The 17,233-nt window shown below is 64.4% G+C and carries 18 protein-coding genes; 11 read left to right on the top strand and 7 right to left on the bottom strand.

Annotated features, from left to right (window positions below):
- The first annotated feature begins 95 nt into the window (after nucleotides 1-95).
- From ACV22Z_RS19230 to ACV22Z_RS19215, 4 genes are read left to right on the top strand one after another with little or no spacing between them, the layout of a single operon-like run.
- On the top strand, nucleotides 96-1,070 hold the full coding sequence (locus tag ACV22Z_RS19230; RefSeq protein WP_448077874.1) for a LysR family transcriptional regulator: 975 nt from the start codon (nucleotides 96-98) through the stop codon (nucleotides 1,068-1,070).
- A 45-nt stretch (nucleotides 1,071-1,115) separates the two neighbouring features.
- The gene (locus ACV22Z_RS19225; RefSeq protein ID WP_448077873.1) at nucleotides 1,116-1,421 is read left to right on the top strand and encodes a hypothetical protein; all 306 of its coding nucleotides are present in this window, start codon (nucleotides 1,116-1,118) and stop codon (nucleotides 1,419-1,421) included.
- Between the two features lie 60 nt (nucleotides 1,422-1,481).
- On the top strand, nucleotides 1,482-2,876 hold the full coding sequence (locus ACV22Z_RS19220) for a cytochrome ubiquinol oxidase subunit I (RefSeq protein WP_448077872.1): 1,395 nt from the start codon (nucleotides 1,482-1,484) through the stop codon (nucleotides 2,874-2,876).
- A gap of 33 nt (nucleotides 2,877-2,909) precedes the next feature.
- On the top strand, nucleotides 2,910-3,899 hold the full coding sequence (locus ACV22Z_RS19215; RefSeq protein ID WP_448077871.1) for a cytochrome d ubiquinol oxidase subunit II: 990 nt from the start codon (nucleotides 2,910-2,912) through the stop codon (nucleotides 3,897-3,899).
- Between the two features lie 131 nt (nucleotides 3,900-4,030).
- Here the strand turns inward: ACV22Z_RS19215 and ACV22Z_RS19210 are convergent, their stop codons facing one another.
- Nucleotides 4,031-5,326: an NAD(P)/FAD-dependent oxidoreductase gene (locus ACV22Z_RS19210; RefSeq protein ID WP_448077870.1), complete on the bottom strand. Its 1,296-nt coding sequence runs from the start codon at nucleotides 5,324-5,326 to the stop codon at nucleotides 4,031-4,033.
- A 557-nt stretch (nucleotides 5,327-5,883) separates the two neighbouring features.
- Between ACV22Z_RS19210 and ACV22Z_RS19205 the strand changes: the two genes are divergently transcribed.
- Together ACV22Z_RS19205 and ACV22Z_RS19200 are read left to right on the top strand one after the other, a co-directional pair.
- Complete coding sequence (locus ACV22Z_RS19205; RefSeq protein WP_448077869.1) at nucleotides 5,884-6,798, top strand: 3-hydroxyacyl-CoA dehydrogenase; 915 nt, start codon at nucleotides 5,884-5,886, stop codon at nucleotides 6,796-6,798.
- Between the two features lie 21 nt (nucleotides 6,799-6,819).
- Nucleotides 6,820-7,770, top strand: a complete 951-nt coding sequence (locus tag ACV22Z_RS19200) for a 3-hydroxyacyl-CoA dehydrogenase NAD-binding domain-containing protein (protein WP_448077868.1) — start codon at nucleotides 6,820-6,822, stop codon at nucleotides 7,768-7,770.
- On the opposite strand, the gene ACV22Z_RS19195 is transcribed toward ACV22Z_RS19200, so the two are convergent.
- Entirely contained in the window at nucleotides 7,767-7,937 is a 171-nt protein-coding gene (locus ACV22Z_RS19195; RefSeq protein ID WP_448077867.1) for a hypothetical protein, read from the bottom strand. The genes ACV22Z_RS19200 and ACV22Z_RS19195 overlap by 4 nt on opposite strands.
- A gap of 289 nt (nucleotides 7,938-8,226) precedes the next feature.
- Between ACV22Z_RS19195 and ACV22Z_RS19190 the strand changes: the two genes are divergently transcribed.
- From ACV22Z_RS19190 to ACV22Z_RS19170, 5 genes are all read left to right on the top strand, one after another.
- Nucleotides 8,227-9,009: an enoyl-CoA hydratase-related protein gene (locus tag ACV22Z_RS19190; protein ID WP_448077866.1), complete on the top strand. Its 783-nt coding sequence runs from the start codon at nucleotides 8,227-8,229 to the stop codon at nucleotides 9,007-9,009.
- A gap of 29 nt (nucleotides 9,010-9,038) precedes the next feature.
- Nucleotides 9,039-10,265: a CaiB/BaiF CoA transferase family protein gene (locus ACV22Z_RS19185; RefSeq protein ID WP_448077865.1), complete on the top strand. Its 1,227-nt coding sequence runs from the start codon at nucleotides 9,039-9,041 to the stop codon at nucleotides 10,263-10,265.
- Nucleotides 10,266-10,297: 32 nt separating this feature from the next.
- Complete coding sequence (locus ACV22Z_RS19180) at nucleotides 10,298-11,083, top strand: enoyl-CoA hydratase (protein WP_448077864.1); 786 nt, start codon at nucleotides 10,298-10,300, stop codon at nucleotides 11,081-11,083.
- A 109-nt stretch (nucleotides 11,084-11,192) separates the two neighbouring features.
- Nucleotides 11,193-12,380, top strand: a complete 1,188-nt coding sequence (gene hmpA, locus ACV22Z_RS19175) for an NO-inducible flavohemoprotein (RefSeq protein WP_448077863.1) — start codon at nucleotides 11,193-11,195, stop codon at nucleotides 12,378-12,380.
- A gap of 80 nt (nucleotides 12,381-12,460) precedes the next feature.
- A complete protein-coding gene (locus ACV22Z_RS19170; RefSeq protein ID WP_448077862.1) occupies nucleotides 12,461-12,973 on the top strand; it encodes a DUF2325 domain-containing protein in 513 nt (170 codons plus the stop codon).
- A gap of 13 nt (nucleotides 12,974-12,986) precedes the next feature.
- On the opposite strand, the gene ACV22Z_RS19165 is transcribed toward ACV22Z_RS19170, so the two are convergent.
- The 5 genes from ACV22Z_RS19165 to ACV22Z_RS19145 all read right to left on the bottom strand — a co-directional run bounded on the left by ACV22Z_RS19165 (nucleotide 12,987) and on the right by ACV22Z_RS19145 (nucleotide 17,232).
- Complete coding sequence (locus ACV22Z_RS19165) at nucleotides 12,987-13,385, bottom strand: winged helix-turn-helix domain-containing protein (protein WP_448077861.1); 399 nt, start codon at nucleotides 13,383-13,385, stop codon at nucleotides 12,987-12,989.
- Between the two features lie 73 nt (nucleotides 13,386-13,458).
- Nucleotides 13,459-14,058, bottom strand: a complete 600-nt coding sequence (locus tag ACV22Z_RS19160; RefSeq protein WP_448077860.1) for a nitrogen fixation protein NifQ — start codon at nucleotides 14,056-14,058, stop codon at nucleotides 13,459-13,461.
- Between the two features lie 44 nt (nucleotides 14,059-14,102).
- On the bottom strand, nucleotides 14,103-14,528 hold the full coding sequence (locus ACV22Z_RS19155; protein WP_448077859.1) for a TOBE domain-containing protein: 426 nt from the start codon (nucleotides 14,526-14,528) through the stop codon (nucleotides 14,103-14,105).
- A 209-nt stretch (nucleotides 14,529-14,737) separates the two neighbouring features.
- Nucleotides 14,738-16,255 carry an efflux transporter outer membrane subunit gene (locus tag ACV22Z_RS19150; protein ID WP_448077858.1) on the bottom strand — a complete coding sequence of 506 codons (1,518 nt, stop codon included), beginning with the start codon at nucleotides 16,253-16,255 and terminating at the stop codon, nucleotides 14,738-14,740.
- On the bottom strand, nucleotides 16,252-17,232 hold the full coding sequence (locus tag ACV22Z_RS19145; RefSeq protein ID WP_448077857.1) for an efflux RND transporter periplasmic adaptor subunit: 981 nt from the start codon (nucleotides 17,230-17,232) through the stop codon (nucleotides 16,252-16,254). Before ACV22Z_RS19145 ends, ACV22Z_RS19150 begins: the two co-directional genes overlap by 4 nt.
- Between the last annotated feature and the right edge of the window lies 1 nt (nucleotide 17,233).

Raw genomic sequence — 17,233 nt, 5'->3', positions numbered from 1 at the left:
AGGTGTAGCTAACACCATCGTGCAATGGCGCTCTGCACCGCCGTCGACCTAACCTCGTTTCCTGGACGACATCTTTCCATTTTGGCGAGTGGCTCATGGACACGTTTCAATGCATGCGCATCTTTGTAAAAGTGGCGAGTGACGGAGGATTCACCTCCGCGGCCAGGAGGCTCAACTTCCCTGTGCCACTCGTCTCACGTGCTATCAATCAACTCGAGACGCATCTGGGCAGCCGGCTGTTGCACCGGACGACGAGACACGTTGCCCTGACGGAGGCGGGCGAGCGTTACCTGCGCCGATGCGAGGGAATTCTCTCGAGCCTTGATGATGCGGAAGCCGAGGCCCGATCAGCTGCGGCGCATCCCACCGGGCGGCTGCGTGTTCACGCGCTTTCGAGCTTCGGCCATCAGCTGGTGGTGCCGGCAATACTGAAGTACCAGCAGCGGTTTTCCGAAGTCAGGGTCGAGGTCACGATGACGGGAACGATTCCCGACATGCTGGAGGACGGCTATGACGCGTCGATCGTACTCGCCCCGGAATTGCCAGGCTCCAGGTTGGTCAGCATGAGGCTCGGAACCATCCGCGGCGTGGTGTGCGCGTCCCCGCGATATTTGGCGAGCCACGGCGTACCCAGCGTGCCTGAAGACTTGCCCGATCATCAGTGCCTGCTGTTGACCACGGCCGTGTTCCCATTTGACAAATGGGTATTCGCAGGCGCCGGTGAGACCTTCCCGGTGAACGTCGGTTCGGCTCGCTTGACGGTCAACGCGATGGAAGCGCTGGAGCCGGCGGTAACAGAAGGACTTGGTGTCGCGATTCTGCCGGCTGGCGTTGCGCTGCCACATTTGCGCTCGGGTGCATTGGTACGGCTTCTTCAGGGATATGAGGCACAGCCCATGCACGTCTATGCGTTGTATCCGTCCCGGCGCTTCCTCGACGCGAAGATCCGCTTGCTCATCGATCTGCTTCGCGAAGAGGTGACGTCGATGCTGGAGGCTGACGAGCGTGCACTGGCAACGCTTGACGGATGCGACCTCATGAACCGCCAGAAGTCCGGTTGGCAACCGTGATGCACCCCCGATACTTCATGCCCTGAGAAATTTCCGCCACGGAACATGTCAGGAATTCTGCGCACGCCTTACTCAAGGCTGGCCACGTGTTCAAGGAAATTCGTTTGCGGCGACGTAGCACCCACCACAACCCCGGGCCGCATCGATTCGGTGCTGCTTGGAATGCAGGGCGTGCTCGCGACGGGCATGGTCACTTCTGCATTTGGTCACGCTGTCCAGGAGGCCGCGCGCCGCGGCGGCATGAAAGGCGAAGCCCGGACCAGCTGTGAGAAGACATTCCTTCCCACCGATACGAAGGTGTCGCTATACCAACGTGCAATGGCGTCGCGCACGGCTTACAACCTAAATTGAAATCCGGGAGCAACGAGTTCGCGACGCGAGCCGTGGTGCTGCCGCAACAGGATGATCATCATGCCGACCAACGTACTCGACCTCTCGCGCGCCCAGTTCGCGATGACCATAATCTTCCACATTCTGTGGCCGATCCTGACAATCAGTCTCTCGATATTCCTGCTGCTGATCGAAGCACTGTGGATCCGCACGAACGACGTGATGTACTACCGCCAGGCCCGCTACTGGGGCAAGCTGCTCGTGCTCAACTTCACCGTCGGCGTGGTCACCGGCATTCCGATGGAGTTTCAGTTCGGCACCAACTGGTCCGGCTTCTCGCAGTTCAGCGGCCAGTTCGTCGGCAATATCCTGGGTTTCGAAGGCGCCATGGCGTTCATGCTCGAAGCCGGATTCGTCGGTGTGATGACGCTCGGTTGGGGGCGCGTGCCACGTGGCGTCCATCTCTTCGCCACGGCGATGGTAGCGCTCGGTTCCAGCATTTCCGCGTTCTGGATCATGGTCGCCAACTCGTGGATGCAGACGCCCGCCGGCGTTGCCGTCGTCAACGGCAGGCTTGTGGTGACGGACTATCTGGCGGCCATCTTCAACCCCGACATGGTGTGGGGCGTCTCGCACATGTGGGTGGCCGCGATCGAAACGGGCATGTTCGTGATTGCGGGCATCTCCGCGTATCACCTGTTCCGCCGGCGGCATCCCGAGTTCTTTGCGCGTTCGTTCAGGATCGCACTGGGCTTGCTCGTCTTCGTTGCACCGATCCAGGTCTGGCTCGGCGACTCGAGCGGCACCAGCGTGTTCGCGACGCAACCCGCGAAGGGTGCCGCCATCGAAGGACACTGGGAGACCAACAAGCCCGGTACGGGGGCCGCATGGTCGCTCGTTGCGTGGCCGGACCAGCAAAAGCAGCGTAACGACTGGTCGATCGAAGTGCCGGGGCTGCTCAGCATCATCGGCACGCATTCGCTGCACGGACAGGTCAAGGGGCTGACGGACTACCCGCGCGCCGACCAGCCGCCGATGGTGCCGCTCCTTTACTACGCATTCCGCCTGATGGCGGGCATCGGCTTCGCGTTCACGCTGCTCGCGTTCTGGACGGCGTATGCGCTGCGTAAGGCACGCGGCAGTCTCGATGGCCTTCTCGCACAGCGCAAGCTCTTGCTGGCATGGGTGCTATGCATCCCGCTGCCTTACCTGGCTGTCGAGGCCGGGTGGATCGTGCGCGAAGTGGGACGTCAGCCGTGGGTTGTCTACGGACTGATGCGAACGAGTCAGGCCGTGTCCACGGTGCCCGCGGCCTCCGTAACGGCCAGCATGGCGATGTTCTTCGCGTTCGACGTCGTGTTGCTCGTCACCTTCTTCCTTCTCGCACGGAATTGGCTGAGGAACGGCCCCGATCTCACGGCCATACCACCCGCAACCACGATCGTTTCGCCGCAGACGGCGGCGAGCGAATACTGAAGTCTCTTTCTCCAACTGAAGGGGGATGGTTCGATGGATAGCACCACACATTCACTGCTTGCCGTCACGTGGTTCGGCCTGATCGGCCTGATGCTGGTCTTCTACGTCGTGACGGACGGATTCGACCTCGGTGTGGGCGTGCTCACGCTGCTGAGAAGAAAGCGCGAAGACCACGACGCGATGGTTCAGACCATCGGTCATGTGTGGGATGCGAACGAGACATGGCTTGTCGTCGTCGGCGGTGGCCTGTTCGGCGCGTTTCCCGCGGCCTACGCGATCCTGATGCAGGCACTCTATCTGCCCGTCATGGCGATGCTCGGCGGGCTGGTCATGCGCGGTGCGGCCATCGAGTTCCGTCATGGCGCCCGGTATGGAAGGCTGTGGGACACCGTGTTCGGCGTGGGCAGCCTCATCGCGGCAATATCGCAGGGCGTCATACTCGGCAAGGTGATCACGGGTTTCCTGCCTGGCGATCCCAGCACGGTGTTCATCACGGTGACAGCCATTGGCGTGGTGACCGGCTATACGCTGCTCGGCGCGACCTGGCTCGTGAAGAAGACGGTGGGCGCTCTCGAACTTTGGGCCCGGCGGCTGGCCTTGCTGAGCGCGCAGCTCACCGTGGCTGCCGCGATCGTGCTCACTGCGGCAACCTGGATCGACGGCGTGGCTGTCCATGCCCGCTGGTCCCAGCCGGGCGTGCTTGCCCCGCTTGCGGTACTCGGCGCGCTCGCCGTGCTGTCGTACGTCTGGCTCAACGCGTCGCTCTATCGGAGAAGCGAACGCGCGCCGTTCCGCGCAGCGGTGACGCTCTTCATCGTATCGTTCGCGGGCCTCGTGATCAGCCTCTATCCGGACTTCATTCCCGGCAGGCTCTCGGTCTTGCAAGCCGCGTCGGATACGCTGACCCTCGCGTTCATGCTGATCGGGATCGGCCTCGTGTTCCCGGTGATGATTGGCTACAACCTGTACCAGTACTCGATTTTCCGCGGCAAGGTGATCAGCAGCACGCGTGCGGAAGGTTAGCCGGCGCGGCGCTGCAGCGTGGCCGATCTGCCGCGCTCCGCCCGGAAAGCGGCGAAAGTGAAGATGGACCCGGGACCGCCTGCGCGGTCCCGTATGTTTTGAAAGCGGTTCGACGTTGGCGAGAAAGCCCGTCAAGCGAGCCGAATACCCGGCTGAGCCAGCCCGTTGATCTGCTCCGCTGTCCAGAGCAGCGTTGCCCTGCGAAAGCCGTGCAGCGCCTGCTGATGACGCCGGTACAACATCGCGTGACTGAGCTGCGCGAGTCTCCCCCGAATGAGCCCCCCTGGAAAGAAGCCAAAACGCCCAAGCGTGCCGAACGCATCGTATTCGCTCAATGACACGAGCGATCCAAAATCGCGGAATTCGAAGCCCGGAAGAGCCTTGTTTTGACGGACCCATTCCGGCAGGTGGCGCGCCAGGTGCTCGGCCTGTTGAGTGGCCACCTGCGCGGTGGGAGGAAGCGGTCGCTGCGCGCCTTCCAGCGTCAGGGCAGCGCAATCGCCGAGAGCAAAGATGTTCTCGTCGTGCAGTGCCTGTAGCGTACGCGACACCACGATCTGGTTTGCCCGGTTGGTTTCCAGGCCAGCCAGCCGGTTCATGAAATCAGGCGCCTTGACACCAGCAGCCCATACCATCAAATCCGCTTCGGCAAGCTTTCCGTCTCCGTACCGGAAGCCTCCCGGTTCCGCTGATGAGACTGCCGTCGAGGTCGCTACGCGAAAGCCGATTTTCTCGAGTCGTTGCTGGCTGGCCGACGAGATCTCCGGTGGGAAAGCCGGAAGCACACGTGGTCCAGCCTCGAGAAGCGTCAGGCTCAGCCTTTGTCTGATCGAGGGATCGCCATAGCCGGCAGCGAGTTCGAAAAGATGACTCAGCTCGGCGGATAACTCGACCCCGGTCGCACCAGCGCCCACAATCGCAACCCGGAGCTCCTCGTCCTTGACGACGGAGCGAAGCGCACGTTCGCGCAACGCGACGTTGAACGTCTCCGCTTGCTGCTGGCTGTCAATGAGATGGCAATGCTCGATGACGCCAGGCACGCCAAAATCGTTCGCGCGGCTTCCCAGGCACAGCAACAGCACATCGTATGGAACCGTTCGCGGCTCGAGCATCAAACCGCCCTCGTGCGCCGTCATCGCAGCAAGCCGCACTTCGCGCACTTGCCGGTCCAGCCCGCACATCTCGCCCGGTTGATATGTGAAGCCGTGCCGACGCGCATGTGCGAGATAGATCACGCGCTGCTGATTCACGTCGCGCGTACCCGCCGCAATCGTGTGCAGCATGGGTTTCCAGATATGCGTCGGGCTTCGGTCGATCAAGGTGACGGTTGCTTCACCCGGTCGACCCAATCGGTCGCCGAGTCTGGTGGCAAGCAGAATCCCGGCGATTCCGCCACCTGCGATAACGATGCGCGTTGGCTTTTTCATGGCAGGTTCCCAATGAACGATGGACGATTTCGAATGGCCCGCCATTAACCTGCAAACTCGATGACGTGGATCGTCTCCATGCGTCGCTCACGCTGCCTTGCCAAACCACTCCACCGACGAGAAGCGTGCAGCGGAAGGCTCGGACAGGTGCATATGCGTGATTGAAGCCGGACCACGGAAGAGTTCCGGAAACATGGCGGGAAAAGCATGCCGGAGGCATGGCACAGGCCGCGGCAAAGCGTCGGCCTGCGAACCAATCTAGGCGGCACACGACGCAGTCGCAATTGCACTTTGGGTTAGGTATGACGCGACATTCCCTCCACCGATACGAAGGTATCGCCGACACCATCGTGTAATTGAGTCGCGCACCGCTGACCGCCTAAAGTTGGTTCATGAGCAACGCATCCCCACTCTGGCGTAGCTCAAACGTAGCCGGTCACACAACGTCACATGAGCATCGCGCGCCGCGGGAACGACGACACCGATTCCCGGCGGCATTCGGCCTCTCGCTGACGTTCGGTGGCCCTGTCAATTGCAGCGACGCGAAAGGACACACGATGACTCAGTTTCAGACCAACGGAAGCAACGCTTCTCAGGGCGCGACCCGCTCCGGACGATTGTTTCTCCTCGAATTGAGCGGCGGCCGCATTCACTCGATGAATCCCGACGGCTCCGATCGCAGGACGATCGTCACGGACTGTCGGATGCCCGACGGCATTGCCGTCGATACGGATGCCGGTCATATCTATTGGACCAACATGGGTTCGATCGGCCCCCATGACGGCTCGATCGAGCGCGCCGACCTCGATGGCAAGAACCGCGTGCTCATCGTCCCGCAAGGCATCACGCATACGCCGAAGCAGATCCACCTCGACAAGGATGGCGGCAAGCTCTATTGGTGCGACCGCGAGGGCATGCGCGTGATGCGCGCCAACTGCGACGGCTCTCAAGTCGAAACGCTGGTCGAGGCCGGTCGCGGCGACACCGACCGGCACGACCAGATGCGGTGGTGCGTCGGGATCACCGTCGATCCGAAGCTCAAGAAGATCTACTGGACGCAAAAAGGCCCGGACGACGGCGGTCGGGGCCGCATCTTCCGCGCGAACCTGGAGATCCCGCAAGGCGAAAGTCCGGCGACGCGCTCCGATATCGAGGTGCTGTTCGATCATCTGCCGGAACCGATCGACCTCGAGCTCGACCTCTTGAACCGCGTCCTCTACTGGACTGACCGTGGCGATCCCCCGCGTGGCAACACCGTCAATCGCGCCCCGATCGACGAAGCGGCGGCGCCGGAGATCGAGATCACGCACCTGCTGGAGGGAATCGGCATCGCGCTCGACGTTCCCGGTAACCGGATGTTCTTCACGGACCTGGGCGGCTCGGTCTATTCAGCGGATCTCGATGGAAGCGGCGAGCGCAATTTCCTCTACGCCCAGGGCAATCTCGCCGGCATCGCCTACGCCGAAGTCTGACGCACACATTGGAGAAATCACATGAGCGACACCAAACCCATTCGCCGCATCACCATCATCGGAACGGGCGTGATCGGCGCGAGCTGGGCCGCGCTGTTTCTCGCCAAGGGATTGCACGTCGTGGCGACGGACATCGCACTGGACGCGGAATTCTCATTGAGGAAATTCGTGGACGCCGCCTGGCCGGCGCTCACGAGATTGGGCCTCTCGCCCGGCGCGTCGCAGGCGAACCTGACGTTTACGCCTGTGCTCGAGGAAGCGCTCGCAGGCGCGGACCTGGTCCAGGAAAACGGCCCCGAGCGGATTGATTTCAAGCAGAAGCTCTATGGACAGCTCGACGAACTGCTGCCAGCCGACGTGATCATTGCGTCGAGCTCGTCGGGACTCACCATGAGCGAAATCCAGAAGGGCGCCGCGACGCATCCCGAGCGTTGCGTCATCGCCCATCCGTTCAATCCGCCGCACCTGATCCCGCTGGTCGAAATTGTCGGCGGAGCCAGGACTTCCGAGGAGACGATCCGGCGCGCAGCGGAATTCTATACGTCGATCGGGCAGAGGACGGTGCGGGTCAACAAGGAGATGCCCGGCCACGTCGCAAACCGGCTGCAGGCCGCGTTGGCGCGCGAGGTGTATTACCTCGTCGCCGAGGGTGTGGTGAGCGCCGCCGACGTCGACACTGCGCTGTCCTGGGGCCCGGGCCTGCGCTGGGGGCTGATGGGCAACTTGATGCTCAACCATCTTGGCGGCGGTCCAGGCGGCATCGAGCACTTCTTCCAGCAGTTCAGCGGCCCGATGACGGCCTGGTGGAAGACCCTCGGCACGCCGGTGCTGACCCCGGAAGTGCAAGAGAAGCTCATCGGCAGCGTCCATGCCGAAGTCGGATCGCGCTCCATCGAGGAGCTGGAGGCGGAACGCGACGAGTTGCTGCTTGGTCTGCTTGAGCTGCGCAAGAAAATAAGCATGACGAATTAGACGATATCGATCTCGCCGGTCGCATAAGCGCTACCGCAACCGCCGGGATCGGTCACTCGACTGAGGCGCTTTTTTTCGGCTTCTAGCCACAGCAACAGGATTCGCAAAATGCCTACCACTGCCACTGCAGGCAACACCACCACGAAGCAGCTTCCGCCGCCGAACATTGATTTCTACCACTATGCAGACACCTTGGCCGGAAGCCAATCGACTCGCGTCGGGCGCCCAGTCCTTCCGGGACACCGCGCGCGTGTTCCTAGGAGGGCACGTACCAGATGCAGAACCTGATCGTCGGGATGGCGATCACGGGGTTCAGCGCATTCATCTGAAACCACAAGCGAGCCGGCGCGCTTTTCGCCGTCGCGCGAACCAGGAGGAAAGCTCAACATGTCATCGACAATCGCGACACCCGAATCTTATTCAGTAGCAGTACCAACCAACCAATATGAAGGATCAATGACGCTCGAAAACGTCCTGTACGAAAAGCGCGGCTCGATCGCGTACGTGACCGTCAACCGCGCCGAGGTGCTCAACGCCCTGAACATGCAGACATGGAAGGATCTGCGAATGGCTTTCGAGGATGCGCGCGAGGACGCTGCCGTGCGCGGTGTCATTCTCAGCGGAGCGGGCGACAAGGCATTCATCGCCGGCGCCGACATTGGCGAGCTCGCACACGCGAGCTCGATCGAAGCGGAGCAGGCGAGCCGCTCCGGGCAAGCGGTGCTCGACCTGATCGAGAACCTTGGCAAACCCGTGGTCGCGGCGATCAACGGCTTTGCACTCGGCGGCGGCTGCGAGACGGCAATGGCGTGCACCATTCGCATCGCCGCGGAGCACGCGAAGCTCGGCCAGCCCGAGGTCAAGCTGGGATTGCTGCCCGGCGGTGGCGGCACGCAGCGGCTGCCGCGCCTGATCGGAAAAGGCCGCGCGCTCCAGCTCATCTTGTCCGGAGAGGCGATCAGCGCACAGGAAGCTTATCGCATCGGGCTCGTCAACGAGGTCGTTCCGACAGCCGATCTGATCCCGCGTGCGGAAGCCATTCTGAAGATGATCGCGGCGAACGCCCCTGTCGCCGTGAAGTTATCGCTCGACGCGGTGAACAACGGATTGAACGCGAGCCAGAGCGAGGGCCTCGCCCTCGAAGCCTCCTACTTCGGACTGTGCGCCGGGACGGAGGACAAGAAGGAAGGCACGTCCGCCTTCCTCGAAAAGCGCGCCCCGCAGTTCCAGGGGCGGTGAAGCCAGCACGACGAATCAGGAGAGACTCCATGGCAAGCGACAACATCTTTTCCGAACTGAAGGTGGTTGACTTTTCGAGCTTCGTCGCGGCGCCCGGCGCTGCCGTGATCCTGTCGGACTTCGGCGCCGACGTCATCAAGGTCGAACCGCCGGGCGGTGACCCCTGGAGGCGTGGGCACAAGATTGCACCGCAGCCGGCGGCGGATGATCCCTATCAGTGGCATCTCGCCAACCGCAACAAGCGCAGTATCACGCTCGACCTGAAGTCGCCCGACGCCCATCGGGTCCTCCAGCAGCTTGTCGCGTGGGCTGACGTATTCATCGTCAATACGCCGCATCCCGCACGCAAGAAATTGAAGCTCGAATACGACGATGTGGTGCGCTGGAACCCGCGCCTGATCTATGCGGATCTCACCGGCTTTGGCGAAAGCGGGCCGGATGCCGCCATGCCCGGCTTCGATATCACGGCATTCTGGGCGCGTAGCGGCCTGCTGTCGATGACACGCGACGCCGGCGCGCCGCCGACCTGGCCGGTGGCCGGAAGCGGCGATAACGCAACGGCACTCGGAATCTATGCGGCGATCGTCACGGCGCTCTACCGCCGCGAGCGCACCGGCAAAGGATCTTACGTCACGACTTCGCTCCTGGCTTCAGGCGTCTGGTCGGCAAGCGTTGCGATCCAGGCCGCTTTGGTCGGCGCGAAGTTTGCCGCGCCGCACGATCGCATGCATCCGGCGAATGCGGCGCTCAACGTGTACCGCGCCGCCGACGGCACCTGGTTCGTTCTCGTCGTCACGCCCGACAAGCTGGCCGCCGTCGCGACCGCCATCGGTCGCCAGGATCTGCTGGCTGATGCACGGTTTTCCGATCCGGCGAAGCTGACGGCGAATATGCCGCAGCTCACGGCAATCCTCGACGATCTTTTCGCCGAGCAGCCGATGGAGCACTGGCACGAAGTTTTCGGCAGTGCACACGTCACGTACGGCGCCGTGCGCGGACCGGAAGAAGTGGTCCAGGATCCGCAGTTGCGCGCAAACGATGTCATCGTTCCGCTCGAAGGCGCCGGCGGCAAGCTGACCGAAACGATCAGCAATCCGCTTCAGGTGCATGGCGTCGACAAGGTTCCGGCGCGGCGCGCGCCCGACCTCGGTGAGCACTCCGAAGACATCCTTCGGGAACTGGGATTCGACGCAGAGGACATCGATGGCCTGCGCGCGAGCGGCGCGGTGCCGAAAGTCAACGAACACGCAGCGTGACACGGCGACCTGACACTGTGAAAGGAGCAGCAATGAGCGACATCATCACCGAGCGTACCGGCGGCATCCTGCGGGTCGCATTCAACCGTCCCGAGAAGAAGAACGCCATGACAGGAGGCATGTACACGCGCCTGGCGGATATCTTCAACGAGGCCGCCGACGACGACGAAATCCGCGTCGTGCTCTGGCATGGCGCCGGCACGGCGTTCTGCGCAGGCAACGACATCGAGGATTTCCTCAAGCATCCGCCGCGGCCGGGTGATTTTCCTCAGGGTCGCCTGATGGAGGCGCTGATCAGGTTCGAAAAGCCGATCGTCGTGGCCGTGCAGGGCGCGGCGATTGGCGGCGGAACCACGATGCTGACCCACTGTGACTTCGTTTACGCAGGCGAGAGCGCGAAGTTTCAGATGCCGTTCATCAACTTGGGACTGGTGCCGGAATTCGGATCGAGCTTTTCGGTACCGGCGTGCGTCGGCCATCTCAGGGCGGCGGAATTGTTCCTGCTCGGAGAGCCTTTCACTGCCGCGCGGGCGGTGGAGCTGGGGCTCGCGACTCGCGTAGTGCCCGACGCCGATCTGCTCGCGACCGCCACCGAAACGGCACTGAAGCTGGCGGCAAAGCCGGGCAGCGCGCTGCAGGCGAGCAAGCGGCTCATCAAGCAGGCTTCAATTGGCCAGCTCAAAGAGGCTGTGGAGAGTGAAAACCAGGCGTTCATGGTGCACGTAAGCTCGGCAGACGCCAAGGAAGCGTTGTCGGCCTTCCTCGAGAAGCGTCCGCCCGACTTTACGAAGAGCTCGACGCACGAGGCGGCCGAATAGTCCGTGCTCGACCTGCACGCTCCCGAAACCAGCAAGGAACCCGACGGCATCATCGTTGATGTTGGACACGATGCCTGTCGAATCGACCACGCCTCCGAGCGAGATTCATATGTTGACCGACATTCAACGCGACATCATCAAGGCCACTGTTCCGCTGCTGGAAACGGGCGGCGAAGCGCTGACAAGACACTTCTACAAGCTGATGCTCGACGGGTATCCGCAGGTGCGTCCGCTATTCAACCAGACTCACCAGGCCAGTGGCTCCCAGCAGCGCGCGCTTGCCAACGCCGTGCTCACGTACGCGCGCAACATCGACCACCTCGGGGCGCTCGGTCCGCTTGCCACACGGATCGTGAGCAAGCACGTTGCACTGCAGATCCAGCCCGAGCACTACCCGATCGTGGGCGCCTGTCTGCTGCGTGCGATTCGTGAGGTGCTGGGCCCGGACGTCGCGACCGACGCAGTCATCGACGCATGGGGTGTGGCCTACCAGCAGCTTGCCGATATGCTGATGAGCGCCGAGCGTCAAGCTTACGACGCGCTGGCCAGCGCGCCGGGAGGATGGCGAGGTGAACGAGCGTTCCGCGTGGTCCGCAAAGTCCCCGAGAGCGCCGAAATCTCCTCGTTTTACCTGGAGCCAGTCGATGGCGGTCCGATACTCGACTTCATTCCTGGCCAGTACATCGGGCTTCGCCTGAACGTGAACGGCTCGGAAATCCGCCGAAACTATTCGCTGTCGGCCGCGCCCAACGGGCGTAGCTACCGGATCAGCGTCAAGCGCGAGCCCGAAGGCGTCGCGTCCAACTTTCTCCACGACGAGGTGGCTATAGGAAGCACGCTCGAGCTCTTCCCGCCTGCTGGCGAATTCACCCTCCGCGATAGTGACAAGCCCCTCGTACTCATCAGTGGTGGCGTGGGAATCACGCCAACGCTGGCCATGGCCGAAGCGGCTTTGCACCGCAGCGAACGAGGTGTCGTCTTCATCCACTACGCGCGCAATGCGCTGGTGCACGCTTTCGCCGATGTACTCAGGGCATGGCATGCTCGTTTTCCGCGGTTTCAATCCTACGTCGTATATGAAGAAACCCAAGCACGGGAAGCGCGCGTTCCGGACGCGGTAGGCCGGCCGACCCTGGAGCAGCTGCGGCACTGGCTTCCGGCCGACGGCGACTTCGACGCCTATTTCCTCGGGCCGAAGCCGTTCATGGCGTTCATCAAGCGGACGCTGCGCGAACTGGGCGTACCCGAGGACAGAAGCCGATACGAGTTCTTCGGCCCCGCCGAAGAACTGAACTGAGATGCGAATCGGCCTGCCCCAACAGGGGCAGCCGAGCCGCCATTGACAGCGACAAGCCGTTGCCCGACGAAGAGCGGGTGATGTTCGCCATAACGCAAGCGCAGGCGTTGCGCGCGCAACTCGACGAGGGTCGCGACACGATCGCGACAATGAAGAGCGAAGCGCATGCGATGGAGCAGACCGTCCTGCGCACGATCGCCGTACCTGAGAGTATGCCGGCGGCACTCGAGCGCGCGCAGCGCAAGCGCATCGTGTACGTCGGCGGCCGCCCCGGATCGAATGCGGTGATCCGGCGGCTCGTGGAGTCTGCCGGCGGCACGCTGACCGTTCACGGTGGCGGCATCGAAGACCGCAAAGGCAAGCTGGCGGCGCTGATTCCCGGCGCGGACCTGGTCGTGTTCCCGGTCGACTGCATCGACCACGATTCGATGAATACGCTGAAGCGCATGTGCGAGCGGCATCGGATTGCGTATCGCCCGCTCAGGACTGCGAGCGTCGCAAGCTTCGTCGACCTGATGAGCGACGACCAGGATGATGCGGCGCAGCCGTCGAGCTGCGCACGCGTGTCGGCGTTCTGCCTGCGGCACGGATAGCGCCGCGCTTGCGTCAGCGCTGCATGAGCCCGGCGAGGACCGCGATCTGCTTCGCGCAATGCGCCTGCGCCTGACGCTCGATCTCGCGATAGACGCGGACGATCTCTTCGCCGACCGGCGTCAGCGTGCAGCCGCCGCCGCTGTGCCCGCCTTGCTCCGATACGGTGGCAGGCGACGTCAGCGAGCGGTTCAATTCGTCGATCAGCAGCCAGGCCCGGCGGTACGACATGCCGAGGCTGCGCGCGGCCGCCGAAATCGAACCGTGCTCGCGCACCGCTTCGAGCAGCGACACCTTGCCGGGCCCGAGCGCGACCGTGTCGCCCATGCGGATGCGCATGCGGAAACTGACCTGCGGTGCGTCGATCTCGGGCCGCGTCGCGGCCGGGGTGGGCTCAGTCTTGGGTTTCGTCATGCGCGACAGAATACACGAACGTGCCATGCGTGCGCGGGCGGCGCCACTGCGTGCGGGCGGATCGTTCGGGCCGCTAGCGGAGCGGCGGAAAGCACACCGTGTAGTCTTCGCAGCCGGGGCATCCGGGCGCCGGCGCGGGCGCCACGCCGAGGGATCGGGCGACCTCCCGCGCGAGGAATTTCTTCCAGCGCAGGTTGTGCACGTTGCGCGCGGCCAGCGCGGGGAAGTAGCGCTCCAGCATGCCGGTGACGGCTTCGCGTCCGTCCAGACCGAGATCGCGCCACAGGTGATCGGGACGCAGGCACGCGTAAGCGATGATCGATGCAACGCAATCGGCGTCATCTTCCCTGACCGCACGACTGACGTCGCGCAGCAGCAATGCGTGCAGTGTCGCGACGAAGTCCGCATGAGCGTGATCGGCGATCGCGATGGGTGTCGTGGTGACGGCAGCGAACACCGATCGCGGAAAATGCCGTGCGAGCAGGGCGGCCACCTGTGCACGCGACAGTCCAAGCCATGCCAGCTCGCCGCGGCCGGCGCGCGCCGCGATCAGCGCCGCAAACAGGATCGCATCGGGCGAACCGGCATCGCCCGCACCGGCCAGCAGCGCGCGCCGGTGCCGCTCGCAAGCCTGCGCGGCGACAGATTGATCGGAAGGCGCAGCGGACGTCACGGTGAAGCCGCGTACGACATGATCCGCGCACGGCCGTTCATGCGTTACTCGACGCCGACGATCACGCTCGACGCCTTGAAGATGGCCGTTGCCGCGTTGCCGCTCGCGAGCCCGAGGCGCTCGGCACTGTCGTTGGTCACGATCGCGACGACCTGCGCGCCGCCTGCCGCGGTGATCGAAACCTCCGAGTTGACCGCGCCCTTCGTGACCGACGAAACCGTCCCCGCGATGCAGTTGCGGGCCGAAACCTTGCTGCTGTCGACGTCGACCATCACGACGACCGACGACGCCTTGACCAGCGCGAACGCGGCGGAGCCGGCCGTGAGGCCGAGCGACGCGGCGCTGCCGTGCGTGATGACGGCGACGATGTCGAGGCCGTCCTGCGTGCGAAGCGTGACTTCGTCGTTGACGGCGCCGGCCTTGACGGCCGCGACCTGACCGACGAAATGATTACGGGCGCTGGTTCGCATGGTGAATCTCCGCTGAGGATGCCGCTGCCCGGCGGGCAGCGGAAAGTGGATGGCGTGCATCGGGCAGTTTACCGCCAATACGCTCGTCCGGCGGCATGCGGATGCCATGTCGCGAATCAGGAAAACCCCGCGAAATCGTCCGGCTGCGATGCAGCGGTCGTCATGTAGCGATCGCTACGACGCTATTCAACGCTATTACGCCGCGATGATCATTCGCGCGCAGCCGCATCCGTCGCATCCGTCGCATCCGTCGCAGCCTTCGCCGCTTGCGGCTGCGCGCGTTGCGCGTCCGGTGCCGCATCCGTTTCCCAGCCGCCGCCGAGCGCGAGGAACAGCCGCACCTGATCGGCGGCGACCTGCCCCTCGGCCGCCGCGACCTGCGCATGCACGCTCGTCAGCGTGCGGGTCGCATCGAGATCGGAGATGAACGATTCGCGGCCGGCCAGATAAAGCCGGTGCGTTTCATCGGCCGAACGCTTCGCCGATTCGTACGCGGTCTGCAGCGCGTCAGTGCGCTGCGTGTCGGCCGCGTAAGTCGCGAGGGCCGTCTGCGTTTCGCGCAGCGCGTTCAGCACGACGCCGTCGAAATGCGCGAGCGCGCCGCCGGTCGCGGCTTCGGCTTCGCGCACGCGCGCGCGCTGGCCGTTGATCGGGAACGTCCAGCTGATCAGTGGTCCGAACGACCAGCGGTTGGTCGCCGGCGAGAACAGGTCGCCGGCGATGCCGGTCGTGCCGGCCGAGGCGCCGATGCTGACCGACGGGTACAGCGCGCCCGTCGCGACGCCGATCCGCGCGGTGTCCGCGGCGAGCTGCCGCTCGGCTTCGCGCACGTCGGGGCGGCGGCGCAGCAGCGCGGTGCCGTCGCCGATCGGAATCGGCTGGCGCAGCTTCGGCAGGCGCTCGCAGGTGGCGACCGTTTTCGGCAGATCCGCGGGCGCGCGCGCGAGCAGCGCGGCGAGCTGGTATTGCGCGACCTTGCGGCGCCCTTCGAAGCGCGGGATATCGGCCGCGAGCGTGCGCACCTGCGTCACGCCGCGCGTCACGTCGGTCTGGTTGCCGCGTCCGGCATCGCGCAGCCGCTGTGACATCCCGACGCGCTGTTTCTGCAGCGCAAGCGACTCCTTCGCGATCGCCAGCTCGTCGCCGGCCGAGCACGCTTCGACATACGCACGCACGACGTCCGCGACGACCGTGATGCGCGCGAGATCGCCGGCGGCCTTGACGGCCTCGCTGTCCGCGCGCGCGGCTTCGACGCCGCGCCGCAGCTTGCCGAACAGGTCGAACTCATACGACACGTTGATGCCGAGCGTGCCTTCGTTCACGACCGGCAGCTTGTTTTCCAGCAGAAACTGCTCGGCCGACTCCTGCGCGCGTTGCACAGCGCCTTCCGCGCCGCCGGAGAACCCGCCTTGTTGGTTCGCGAAGTCGATCGCCGCGCGCGAGCGCGCGAGGTTCGCGGCCGCGACGCGCAGGTCGGTGTTCGATTTCAATGCGTCGCGGACCAGATCGTTGAGAACCGGGTCGTCGTAAAGCTGCCACCAGTTGCCGGGCACCGCGTCGTACGACACGAGCGTGCCGCCGGCACCGTCGAGCGCGCCGTTCGCGAGCGGCGCGTTCACGTACGCCTGCTGCGGCAGATGGTAGTCGGGGCCGACCGACTTGCAGGCGCCGAGTGCGAGTGCGAGCGGCGCGAGCGCCGCCGCGAGCCGGATGCCAGGCCGCGTCATTGCGACGCTCCCGCCGCGCTGGCGCTCACGCTGGCCGCCGCGCCCGAAACGGCCTGCGCAGCAGCTGCATCGCTTGCACCGTTCGATTTCGCCTTGTCGTCGCGGCGCGCGTCCGGCGCGCGCATCGCGACGGTCGCGGTGCGGCCGGCGATCATCCGGAAGTCGTCCGGCACCTCGTCGAGCGCGACGCGCACCGGCACGCGCTGCGCGAGGCGCACCCAGCTGAACGCCGGGTTCACGTTCGGCAGCAGGTTCGCGCTCTGCGTGCGGTCGCGGTCCTCGATTGCGGCGACGATGCTCTGCACATGGCCGCGCAGCGCACGCGGCTCCCCCATCACCGTGATGTCGACCGGCTGGCCGATATGGATGCCGCGCAGCTTGGTTTCCTCGAAGTAGCCGTCGACGCGGAACGAATGCTGGTCGACCACCGACAGCACCGCGCGCCCGGCCGGCACGTATTCGCCGACGCGCGGCGCGCGATCGCTCAGGTAGCCGTCCACGGGGCTCACGATCGTCGTGCGCTGCAGGTTCAGGCGCGCGGTGTCGAGCGACACCTGCGCATCCTCGAGCGCGGCCTCGCCCTGTTCGACGCGCGTGCGGCTTTCCTCGACCTGCTCGCTCGCGACGAGATTGCCGAGCTGCTGGTTGCGCGCGTATTCGCGCTTCGCCTGCGCGAGCGTCGCGCGGCGCTGGTCGAGCGTCGCTTTGGCGAGGCGCTCGGCGAGCGCGTAGCGGGCCTGGTCGATCACGAACAGCACCTGGCCGCGCTTGACCGGCTGGTTGTCGACGACGTCCACCGACGTGATGAGGCCCGACACGTCTGGCGCAACCTGGATCACGTTGGCGTTCACGCGCCCGTCGCGCGTCCACGGCGAGAACATGTAGTAGTTGATGATCCGCCACAGCACGAGGCCGGCCACGACGACGACGATCAGGGTGAGCAGGATCTGTCCTGCGGAGAGCCAGGATTTTTTCACG

This window comes from Burkholderia sp. PU8-34 (assembly GCF_053427725.1).
The sequence above is the reverse complement of the archived record's forward strand: the minus strand, read 5'-3'. Positions and strand labels throughout refer to the sequence as shown.

Excerpts from the sequence above, each read along its gene's own strand:
- ACV22Z_RS19230 (WP_448077874.1), top strand. The coding sequence starts at position 96 with ATGGACACGTTTCAATGCATGCGCATCTTTGTAAAAGTGGCGAGTGAC.
- ACV22Z_RS19225 (WP_448077873.1), top strand. The coding sequence starts at position 1,116 with ATGTCAGGAATTCTGCGCACGCCTTACTCAAGGCTGGCCACGTGTTCA.
- ACV22Z_RS19220 (WP_448077872.1), top strand. The coding sequence starts at position 1,482 with ATGCCGACCAACGTACTCGACCTCTCGCGCGCCCAGTTCGCGATGACC.
- ACV22Z_RS19215 (WP_448077871.1), top strand. The coding sequence starts at position 2,910 with ATGGATAGCACCACACATTCACTGCTTGCCGTCACGTGGTTCGGCCTG.
- ACV22Z_RS19210 (WP_448077870.1), bottom strand. The coding sequence starts at position 5,326 with ATGAAAAAGCCAACGCGCATCGTTATCGCAGGTGGCGGAATCGCCGGG.
- ACV22Z_RS19205 (WP_448077869.1), top strand. The coding sequence starts at position 5,884 with ATGACTCAGTTTCAGACCAACGGAAGCAACGCTTCTCAGGGCGCGACC.
- ACV22Z_RS19200 (WP_448077868.1), top strand. The coding sequence starts at position 6,820 with ATGAGCGACACCAAACCCATTCGCCGCATCACCATCATCGGAACGGGC.
- ACV22Z_RS19195 (WP_448077867.1), bottom strand. The coding sequence starts at position 7,937 with ATGTTCGGCGGCGGAAGCTGCTTCGTGGTGGTGTTGCCTGCAGTGGCA.
- ACV22Z_RS19190 (WP_448077866.1), top strand. The coding sequence starts at position 8,227 with ATGACGCTCGAAAACGTCCTGTACGAAAAGCGCGGCTCGATCGCGTAC.
- ACV22Z_RS19185 (WP_448077865.1), top strand. The coding sequence starts at position 9,039 with ATGGCAAGCGACAACATCTTTTCCGAACTGAAGGTGGTTGACTTTTCG.
- ACV22Z_RS19180 (WP_448077864.1), top strand. The coding sequence starts at position 10,298 with ATGAGCGACATCATCACCGAGCGTACCGGCGGCATCCTGCGGGTCGCA.
- hmpA (WP_448077863.1), top strand. The coding sequence starts at position 11,193 with ATGTTGACCGACATTCAACGCGACATCATCAAGGCCACTGTTCCGCTG.
- ACV22Z_RS19170 (WP_448077862.1), top strand. The coding sequence starts at position 12,461 with ATGTTCGCCATAACGCAAGCGCAGGCGTTGCGCGCGCAACTCGACGAG.
- ACV22Z_RS19165 (WP_448077861.1), bottom strand. The coding sequence starts at position 13,385 with ATGACGAAACCCAAGACTGAGCCCACCCCGGCCGCGACGCGGCCCGAG.
- ACV22Z_RS19155 (WP_448077859.1), bottom strand. The coding sequence starts at position 14,528 with ATGCGAACCAGCGCCCGTAATCATTTCGTCGGTCAGGTCGCGGCCGTC.
- ACV22Z_RS19150 (WP_448077858.1), bottom strand. The coding sequence starts at position 16,255 with ATGACGCGGCCTGGCATCCGGCTCGCGGCGGCGCTCGCGCCGCTCGCA.